Origin of the sequence: Parafrankia discariae, from assembly GCF_000373365.1 — a bacterium.
Lineage (GTDB): Bacteria > Actinomycetota > Actinomycetes > Frankiales > Frankiaceae > Parafrankia > Parafrankia discariae.
The window spans coordinates 1-3,758 of sequence record NZ_KB891153.1; the positions used below are offsets into that span (position 1 = coordinate 1).

The window sequence follows — 3,758 nt, forward strand, 5'->3', positions numbered from 1 at the left end:
CCCCCCTCACCGGCCCGGTGCGCGAACTGCTGGCCTGGGCAGGGACGTACACACCGCCCCGGCAGGCGCCGCACCGGCCCGAGCCGGGCGACGAGGAACTCCGGAAAGCCGACACCTTTTCGGGCGACGACCGACGGTAAGACCAGAGAGGCGACGGAACCCGTCTTCGCCGGCGCGGTGGTGCCCGTACCCGTCGTTGGCTACGGCGGTCCTGTACGGCCCCACCAGAGCGGCTTCATGTGGCCCCAGCCCCGCAGGGGTTGTGGCCGCATGAAGGACCCAGGACCAGGACAAATGCGCAACGAGGGGCGTCGCGTGGTGGAGCCAGGTCAAGCCGCCCTGGTGGGGCCACAGCAAGCCGCCATAGCCACGTCGTCGTCAACGCCTTCGATCACCGCCACCTGGGCGGATGGGTCCTGGTCCTGCGGATCATCGCTGGACACTGTGTGGAGTTGGTGTCGCCAGCCGGCGTGGACGACTCTTTGTCTAGGGGCAGGTGGTCGGCGCTGCGGTGGATCACCGTACGTCGCTACCAGGTGGGCCCGTCGGCGATCTTTCCGTGCACGTCGAACCCGAATCGCAGCAACCGATCATCCCCCGCCTCGGCGAGCAGATCGGCGAGGCGGTCGGCGGCGTCTCGGTCGCCGGTGTCGACGCGGGCGCGGAGCTCATCGCGGTCTCCCGCCTGAGCCAGCAGGCCGATCAGCCGGTGGGCCGCGTGCCGGTCGCCGGTGTCGGCGCGGCCGCGGAGCTCGTCACGGTCCCCTGCCTTGGCCAGCAGCTCAACCAGCCGATGGGGGGCGTCATGGTCGCCACTGTCGGCGACCGGGCGTAGGGCGTCGATCGCGGCCCCCAGCTGTCCCGCGTCGGCCAGCAGCCCGGCCAGTCGGTGGGCCGCGTGCCGGTCGCCGGTGTCGGCGCGGCCGCGGAGTTCGTCGAGGTCCCCCGCCTCGGCCAACAGCCTGGCCAGCTCGCGGGCCGCGTAGAGATCGCCGGCGTCGGCGCGACCGCGGAGCTCGTCCAGCTCTCCCGCCTCGGCCAGCAGCCTGGCCGCCTGCTCGGCGGCATAGAGATTGTCGATGGCGGCAGCAGGGCGTAGGGCATCGATCGCGGCCTGCAGCTGTCCCGCGCCGGCCAGCAACTCGACCAGGTGATGGGCGGCATCTCGGTCGCCGGTATCGGCGCGGGCGCGGAGCTCGTCACGGTCGCCCGCCTCGGTGAGCAGGCCGAACAGCAGGTGGGCCGCGTACCGGTCGCCGGTGTCGGCGCGGCCGCGGAGCTCATCGAGGCCCCCCGCCTTGGCCAGCAGCTCAACCAGACAGTCGGCGGCGTACCGGTCGCCGGTATCGGCGCGGGCGCGGAGCTCATCGAGGTCCCCCGCCTGAGCCAGCAGCCTGGCCAGCTCGCGGGCCGCGTAGAGATTGCCGGCGTCGGCGCGACCGCGGAGCTCGTCACGGTCCCCTGTCTCGGCCAGCAGATCGATCAGGCGGCGGGCAGCGAACAAGTCGCCAGTGTCGCCGATGTCGGCGATGGGACGTAGAACGCTAATCGCGGCCTGCAGCTGTCCCGCGCCGGCCAGCAGCCCGGCCAGGTGATAGGCGGCGTCTTGGTCGCCGGTGTCGGCGCGGGCGCGGAGCTCGTCACGGTCCCCCGCCTCGGCCAGTAGGCCGGCCAGATAGTAGGCGGCGTGGGTGTCGCCGGTGTCGGCGCGGGCGCGGAGCTCGTCGAGGTCTCCCGCCTTGGCCAGTAGGCCGAACAGCTGGTGGGCCGCGTGCCCGTCGCCGGTGTCGGCGCGGGCCCGGAGTTCGTCGAGGTCCCCCGCCTCGGCCAGCAGCCCGGCCAGCTCGCGGGCCACCTCGAAGTCGTCGGCGGCGGGGCGTAGGGCGTCGATCGCGGCCCGCAGCTGTCCAGCCTGGCCCAGCAGTCTGGCCAGTTCGCGGGCAGCGTGGGTGCTGCCCATGTCGGCTTCGCGGCGCAAGAGGGGGACGGCGACAGTGTAGATCCGCCGGTCGAGGGCGCTGTGGCAGATGGCGGCGAGGCTGTGGGGGTGGGCGAGGTGGTCACGTAGGGCGGTCCAGAGGCTGGCGGGGCCTCGTTCGTGGCGGCGGGTGTGGGTGGTGTGGTGGAGGAGGTAGTCGGCGGTGGTGTAGCCGGCGAGGTGGCCCATGCCGGCACCGATGGGGTTGAGGGGGGCGGTGGCGCCGTGCACGGACGCGGTGGCGTAGCCGAGGGCGTGTTCGAACCAGTTCGCAGGTGCTTCGGCTTGCTGGCGGGGGGTGCAGTAGTCGGGGGCAGCGGCGCGCAGCAGGTCGACGGTAAGGGGGATGCGGACCCCGAGGCGGGCCGCGTCCAATGCGGCGGTGATGACGGCCCAGGCGTAGGGCGCGTCGGCTTTGGCACTGGTCCAGCGGCGGAGCAGGGCAGGGGCGGCGGCCAGGGTCTGGGTGAGCCCGTCGTCGGGGTTGTCCAACCCGGCCTGGATCCGCGGGTCCCCGGCGGCGGCCGCGCGGGCACGGGTCTGTTCAGTGGGAGTGAACTGCCCATCGACATCGACGACGGCGGCCTGGCGCAGGGTGTCGCGTTCCCATCGGTACGGGTCGTCGGTGCTGTCGCGGGGGGTGGTGAAGGTTGTGGTAGCGACGGGGCCAGATCGTGCCTACAAGCACCAGCCCGGCGTCCAGCAGCGCCCGCACCATGCCGGCAGTCAGCCCCTGTTCGCCGTCCAGGTAGGTCTGGATCTCGTCCAGCCACAGCACGGTGCGGGCCGGGGGCGCGGCGGCCAGGGCGGTGATCTGGGCGGTGTCGGCGGGGTGGATGAGCCACCAGTCGGCCAGCTCGGCGCGGATGGCTTCAACGGCGCAGCGGGTTTTGCCCGCCGAGGAGCCACCGACGAGCAGCACGAACCCACCCCGCGTCGCTGCGGTACGCAGCCGGGCGCGGATCCCGGTCAGGGGCTGGTGGTCGATGTCGCGGGCCACGTAGGCAGGCAGGGCGTCGTCGGCGGCGCCGGGCAGGTGGATCGCCCGGTGGACTCCAAGCCGGTACGGGTCGGCGTCGGTGACGTGCACCGCCCCCGGTGGCCTCGGGCCGACCGCCGACCCTCGCGCATCCCCGGATCCCGCACCGGACGGCGTTCCTCCGGGGAACACCGTGCCGGGGAAGCCGGGGAAGGCCCGGGCGGGGGTGGCCAGGCCCACGGCTTCCAGGAGTCGGCGATGGGCGGTGGTCTCGTCGATGCCGTGCAGGTCACGGGAGACGACGGTCGCCAGCACCGGTGGCATCACGCAGTCGTCGACCCGGAGCGGGATGAGGGTGTTCCCGGCGAGGGCACTGGTCCATTCCTGGGTGTGCCAGTGGGAGGCGAAATAGGCCGGTGAGCAGATCGCGAGGGTGCGGGCGGCGTGGGTCATCTGCTGGCTGACCCACGCGATGAGGTTCGTTCCGGCCGGCGCGTCCCACGCCTGGATGACCACCGCGCAGCCCGCGGCTTCCAGGACTGCGGCAGTCCAGGTCGCCCATGCCTCATCCGCCGCGGTGTAGGAGACGAACACATCCACCGGCGTGTCTGGTGGGGTGGTGGGATCTCCCGTGCTCATAGCGGTCCAGCCTTCACGCACCCAGTGTTGACAGTGGATATCCCATTATCGATCTTGATGCCACAGATGCCACCAGTCGCTGGTTTGGACCGCCTCAGGCAGGGCGCTGGCGGACCGCTTCGGCGTAGGTTCCGGAGCAGACCACCTCCACGGCGGGATGGG

2 protein-coding genes are annotated in these 3,758 nt (G+C 72.4%); both read right to left on the reverse strand.

What is annotated here, in order from left to right; all coding sequences use genetic code 11:
• Positions 1-529: 529 nt before the first annotated feature.
• A complete protein-coding gene (locus B056_RS0108290) occupies positions 530-2,470 on the reverse strand; it encodes a hypothetical protein (RefSeq protein WP_018501408.1) in 1,941 nt (646 codons plus the stop codon).
• A gap of 52 nt (positions 2,471-2,522) precedes the next feature.
• A complete protein-coding gene (locus B056_RS42560) occupies positions 2,523-3,596 on the reverse strand; it encodes a toll/interleukin-1 receptor domain-containing protein (protein WP_154676917.1) in 1,074 nt (357 codons plus the stop codon).
• Positions 3,597-3,758: the final 162 nt, after the last annotated feature.